Below are 5,533 nucleotides of genomic sequence, written 5' to 3'. Positions count from 1 at the left end.
GCCGCTCGCCGGCCGCGAGGACGTACTCGCCCTCGCCGTCGTGACCCACGCTGAACCCCTCGAACCGGAGAGGCTCGCCCGGATCGAGCGCCGCAACCGCCGCGAGCACGTCGTCGACCGCGTCGCTCGGGAGATCGATCTCCGGGACGGTCGCCCCATCGCTTCGTGTCGACTCGGGGGTCGCGTCGCTCACGGTCAGTCCCCCGTGGCGACGCGGGTCGTTTCACGCACGGCTTCCAGTGCGGTCCCGAGGTCGGCCCCGGCGTCGGCGGCACGCTCCAGGATCACGTCGGCCATCAGCGGCTCGGTGCCGACCGCGCCCGCGTACCAGATCCGAGTGTCGTCGACCGTCGTGGGCACGTCGTATCCCTCGGTGTGGTCGGCACAGAGCCCGACGTCCTCCGGGATGTCCTCCTGCGTGTGGTAGCCGTCGGCGATAAAGAGGGGGACTAAAACGACGTCGTCGCTCTCGAAGAACTCGGGGAGGTCGTCGACCTCGGGGTCCTCGTCCATGTACAGCGGCTTCACCTCGTCGAAGCGGTCCCGCTCGCGGATCCGGTCGGCGTGGTACTCGACCGCCTTCGCGCTGTTCTCGTTTCGCTCGGTGCCGTGGCCGACGACCGCCAGCCCGAACCCCTCGCCGACGTCGGGGTCGCCGGTGACCGACTCCGCGCGGCGGACGATCACGTCGGTCATCGCCGAGTGCGTGCCGACGGGGCCGCAGTAGTGGACCTCCCGGTCGATGTCCTCGGCGACGAGCGTGGCCTGATCGGCGGAGAGGCCGTCGGAGTCCCACTCGGAGACGTCCCAGCCCTCCAACCGGAGCTCGCGGGGGATCACCTGTTCCGTGAAGTACCCCTCCGAGACGAACAGCGGGACGACGTATATCTCGTCGCCCTCGACCGTCCGGAGCACTTCCCGGAAATGCGGCTCCTCCTTCCAGAAGCCGGTCCGTACCTCGTCGAACGCGCCGGTCGCGCGGATCGTGTCGGCGTGGTCGTACGTCGGCGTACTCGACTCGGGATTGAGGTGTGAGCCGTGTGCGACGATGACGAGCGACTGCATACCCGATCTGGGGTCGCGCCGCTCTTAGGGACTTCGGAGCGTCCGGCCGCGTGGCAAGCCGACCGAAATCACCATCATCGCTCGTGTCACAGACTCGGCTATGTCGCTGGCAGCTGAGACGCGAGAAGCAGTCAGGGCGCGCCCGTTCCTCTTCGACGCGCTCCGTGCGGGAGTCGTGAACTACAGCGCCGCCGCTACGTGGCTCGCCAACGACGCCGACCTCGACGGCGACAGCGACGCGGTCGCGACGGCACTCCGTCGGTTCCGGGAGGAGCTTCCGACGTACGCGACCGCCGAGCGCTCGGCGACCGTGTCGATGCAGAGCGGCGTCAGCGTGATCGAGGAACCAGCGGGGAACGGTGAGGACGCACTGCTCCGGCTTCCCGGCGTGGCCGTCGTCCCCGATGGGGGTGACACCGCGGTCATCGCGACCGGCAACGTGGATGCCACGGCGCTCGCGGCGACGATCGACCGGCTTCGGACCGCTGATATCTTCCCCGCTGCCGCGGGGATTGCAGGGAACGCGCTCCTCGTCGTCGTGAAGAGACGAGCGGGCGCGACCGCGATTCGCGTGGTCGAGGACGCACTGGCGGCGACACCGGAGACAGGATGAATTGCTCGGAACGACGGCGTCCAGTCGACTTGATGCATGAGGAAACGGCGACGGCCGACCGTATGCGTGTGCGGCACGTACGACTTCGACAGTGAACCACGTTCCGGACACAGCGCTCGAGGCGATCGACGCGTTCGGTGAGGGGCATCTCCACGGTGGCTCCCCACCGGTTCGTGAGCGTCTCCGTTCGGATCTACGACTGCGAATCGATCCGAGTGACGACGGTCGAACGGCGCGCTGCCGGTTCGAGACGGAGCACACGCGCACTCCGAGGACGCTTCGTGAACGCGGGTCGTTTCTGACGACGTACGTCGACGGTGTCGACGAGCGGCTCCGCGAGTGGGGGATCGAGCCTCCGGATGCGTACACGTACGTCGAGACCGTGGACGGGACACACCGCTACGAGGGGTCTCTTCGGCTGCCGTGACACCGCGCGTACGCGGCGTGACGACGCGGCCGTGGTTCGCGTCGTCGAATAGTCGCGTCGTCGGATCGTCGCCGACGCCGGTGGCAACATCGTAACGGGTTGGAGACGGGACTGAGGGGCCGAATTACGAGCGCTCAGTCGTCCTCGGCCGTGACGGCTCCACCCGATCCCTCGGGGGTCGGCTCCCCATCGGCTGTCGGTGTCGGCACCGGCTCGGCGTCAGACTCGGGCGTCGACTCGTGGAACAGCCAGCGGATGAACCCGCCCATCGCGACGAGACAGACGACGGCGAACGGTGCGCCGGTAACGATCACCGACGACCGTAGCGCGGTCGCTCCCCCGACGACGACGAGAACCGACGCGATTGCACCCTGTAACACGCCCCAGAACACCCGGTTTACGCTCGATGGCTCACGCTTCCCCCCGGTGGTGAGCATGCCGACCGCGAGCGTCGAGGAGTCAGCGGACGTGAGGAAGAACGTCGTCACGAGCACCAGAAACAGCAGCTGCCACAGCTCTCCGCCGGGGAACGAGCCGAACAGCACGTAGCCGGAGACGCCGTCATCGAACGTCGCGACGGCTCCGAGAATATCGACCGCACCGCTGTCCTGCAGCCGGATCGACGTGCCGCCGATAACGGTGAACCACAGCGCCGAGACGACGGTCATCGTCCCGAACGCCGTTCCGACGACCGATCGGATCGTCCGTCCCTTCGATATACGTGCGAGAAACAGCCCGACGAACGGGGCCCACGCGATCCACCACGACCAGTAGAAGACGGTCCAGGCGGCGCTCCACCCGGCTCCGCCGTCGACGCCGCTGCCGGTGAAGAGGCTCATCTCGAAGAAGGAGGTGACGTACGTTCCGATCGCCGCGACGGCGGTGTTCAACACCGCCGTCGTCGGTCCGGCGACGAGTGCTACCGTGAGCAGTACTCCCATGATACCGACGTTGAAGACTGATATACGGCGAATACCGCGTCGCACGCCGGCGACGAGTGACAGTGTGAAAAGCACCGTGATACCGACGATGACGACGACCGTCTCGGCGTCGGTGAACTCCAAGCCAGTCCGGTACGTGACGCCGGTGAGGAGTTGTGACGCGATGAAGCCGAGCCCCGTGGCGATCCCTCCGAGCGTGGCGACGACGGCGAGGGTGTCTACCGTTCGCCCGATCACGCCGTCGAGACGGTCGGGTCCCAACACCGGGTACAGCGCCGTCGACACGCGGAAGGGAGCGTCGTGCCGGTACGCGAAGTACGCGACCGGGAGCCCAATCGCTAGGTACCCCGCCCACGCGCTGATCCCGTAGTGAAACACGGTGTACGCGACTGCCGGGACCGCGGCGGCGCTCGACTCGGCGGCGACCTCGCCGGTGAAAAGCGGCGGCACCGTCTGATAGTGTAACAGCGCCTCGACCGGCCCGAAGAACACGATTCCGGCCGACAGCCCCGCCGAGAAGAACATGGCGACGTACGAGAGCGTGCCGTACTCCGGGTCGCCCTCGCCGAGCCGAACGCTCCCGTAGCGACCGACGAGAAGGTAGGCGGCGGCGATCACCAACACGAACACCGACCCGAGATAGAGCCACGCGAGCCCCTCGCCGAAGGTGACGAAGGCGGCATCGATAGCCGCGGCCGCCCCTTCGGTGTCGACGACCGTGTAACCAAGGAAGCCGAACGTGACGAGCGCGCCGACGACGAATGGGACCGGATCGACCTCTTCACGAAACGAGTGTATCGACTCTGCGATGGACCTTTGACTCATAAAAGACGTGTACTGATCAGATGGGACTCGATAGGCTTAAATCCTGTTTCGAGCCGTTCAGAAGCCGATCCGGAGCCGATAGAAATTCACTTTTGGACGTATAAACCCACTGGTGTCTCGGCCGCGCTTCACCACCGCCGTTCACGAACATACAAGCAGGAAGCCTACGAGCTCAGTCGTGGGTTACTGACCGCCCCGTGGTCACGGGCTCTCGATCGCCACGCTCGGCTACGACGCGCCGGCGTGAATCAGGAACCCGGTTTCGGAACCGGGTCCTTTTTCGCGGGGCGAGCGGATCCCGAGGACATGCCCCGAGTCACGATCGACGACGTCGAGGCCGCGGCCGCGCGGTTCGCCGACGCCGACATCGTCCAGTCGACCCCCGTCCAGCGGAGCCGTTCGCTCTCCGACCGGTGTGGTGCGGAGGTACACCTCAAGATGGAACACCTCCAGCGGACCGGTTCGTTCAAGCCACGGGGGGCGTACAACGCGGTCTCCCGGCTCGTCGAGGCCGACTCCTCCGTCGATCGCGTGGTCGCGGCCAGCGCCGGCAACCACGCACAGGGAGTCGCGCTCGCGGCGACCGCTATCGGGCTCGACGCGACGATCGTCATGCCGGAGTCCGCGCCCGCCGCGAAGATCGAGGCGACTCGCTCGTACGGGGCCGAGACCGTTCTCCACGGCGCGGTCTTCGCCGAGGCGATGGCACACGCCCGGGACCTCGTGGACGATTCAGACGCCGACACCCGGTTCGTCCACGCGTTCGACGACCCCGACGTGGTCGCCGGTCAGGGCACGATCGGGCTGGAGGTTCTCGACCAGGCACCAGCGGTCGACACCGTCCTCGTCCCGGTCGGCGGCGGCGGACTCGCGGGCGGCGTCGCGACCGCGATCAAGGCGCACGCGCCCGCTGTTCGCGTGGTCGGCGTCCAGACCGAGGGTGCCTCGACGCTCGCCGAGAGCATCGCCGCCGGCGAGCTCGTGACTCGCGAGGAGCCCGACACGATCGCCGACGGGATCGCCACCGGCGGGTTGAGCGAGCTCACCTTCGAGCTGCTTGACGCCCACCTCGACGACGTGGTCGTCGTCAGCGACGACGACGTCGCGAGCGCGATCCTCCTCCTCTTGGAGCGCGCGAAACAGATGGTCGAGGGTGCGGGGGCGACCGCCGCGGCCGCCCTGCTGAACGACGACATCGTCGACGACCTCGATCTGGCCGGCGAGACGGTCGTCCCTCTTCTGTGCGGTGGCAACATCGACGTGACGACGCTTCAGGAGGTGCTCACCCACGCGCTCGTCGACCGCCAGCAGCTGATCGAACTGACGGTTCGGATCGACGACACGCCCGGTACGATGGGCGAGATAACGACGCTGATCGGGGCCGAACGCGCCAACATCCGCACCGTACGCCACGAGCGCAGCCGCCCGGATCTCCCCGTCGGCGACGCGGACCTCGTGTTCGAGGTGGAGACGAACGGCCCGGCACACATGCGGCGTGTCGTCGAGGCGGTGCGGGACGCCGGCTACTCGGTCGAGTGTACGACGCAGGTGGAGTGAGGGAGTGCGCCGTTCAGTTATACCTGGTCAGGTATACGCAACTGCGGCGGCGCGAACAGCGAGGGACCGAATGCCCCTCTGGAAGCCGGCGCGAAGCGCCGGCGA

General features: G+C 67.5%; 5 protein-coding genes and 1 pseudogene. 3 read left to right on the top strand and 3 right to left on the bottom strand.

Annotated elements, in window-relative coordinates; all coding sequences use genetic code 11:
* Both ACFQEU_RS10725 and ACFQEU_RS10720 read right to left on the bottom strand, forming a co-directional pair.
* A pseudogene (locus ACFQEU_RS10725) lies at window positions 1-193 on the bottom strand (DR2241 family protein); the annotation flags it as partial.
* A 2-nt stretch (window positions 194-195) separates the two neighbouring features.
* Entirely contained in the window at window positions 196-1,065 is an 870-nt protein-coding gene (locus ACFQEU_RS10720) for a CbiX/SirB N-terminal domain-containing protein (RefSeq protein ID WP_379781963.1), read from the bottom strand.
* Between the two features lie 100 nt (window positions 1,066-1,165).
* Here ACFQEU_RS10720 and ACFQEU_RS10715 point away from each other — a divergent pair, with 100 nt between their 5' ends.
* On the top strand, window positions 1,166-1,678 hold the full coding sequence (locus ACFQEU_RS10715; RefSeq protein ID WP_379781961.1) for a DUF7523 family protein: 513 nt from the start codon (window positions 1,166-1,168) through the stop codon (window positions 1,676-1,678).
* A 91-nt stretch (window positions 1,679-1,769) separates the two neighbouring features.
* Window positions 1,770-2,105 carry a hypothetical protein gene (locus ACFQEU_RS10710; protein ID WP_379781959.1) on the top strand — a complete coding sequence of 112 codons (336 nt, stop codon included), beginning with the start codon at window positions 1,770-1,772 and terminating at the stop codon, window positions 2,103-2,105.
* A 134-nt stretch (window positions 2,106-2,239) separates the two neighbouring features.
* Here the strand turns inward: ACFQEU_RS10710 and ACFQEU_RS10705 are convergent, their stop codons facing one another.
* Window positions 2,240-3,871 (bottom strand): BCCT family transporter, encoded by a 1,632-nt coding sequence (locus ACFQEU_RS10705; RefSeq protein ID WP_379781957.1) that lies wholly within the window; start codon window positions 3,869-3,871, stop codon window positions 2,240-2,242.
* Between the two features lie 306 nt (window positions 3,872-4,177).
* On the opposite strand from ACFQEU_RS10705, the gene ilvA reads away from it, so the two are divergent.
* Entirely contained in the window at window positions 4,178-5,428 is a 1,251-nt protein-coding gene (ilvA, locus tag ACFQEU_RS10700; RefSeq protein WP_379781955.1) for a threonine ammonia-lyase, read from the top strand.
* Window positions 5,429-5,533 lie beyond the last annotated feature (105 nt).

It is taken from the genome of Halorubrum tibetense (assembly GCF_042661865.1).
Lineage (GTDB): Archaea > Halobacteriota > Halobacteria > Halobacteriales > Haloferacaceae > Halorubrum > Halorubrum tibetense.
This window is presented reverse-complemented; position numbering and strand designations above follow the sequence as displayed.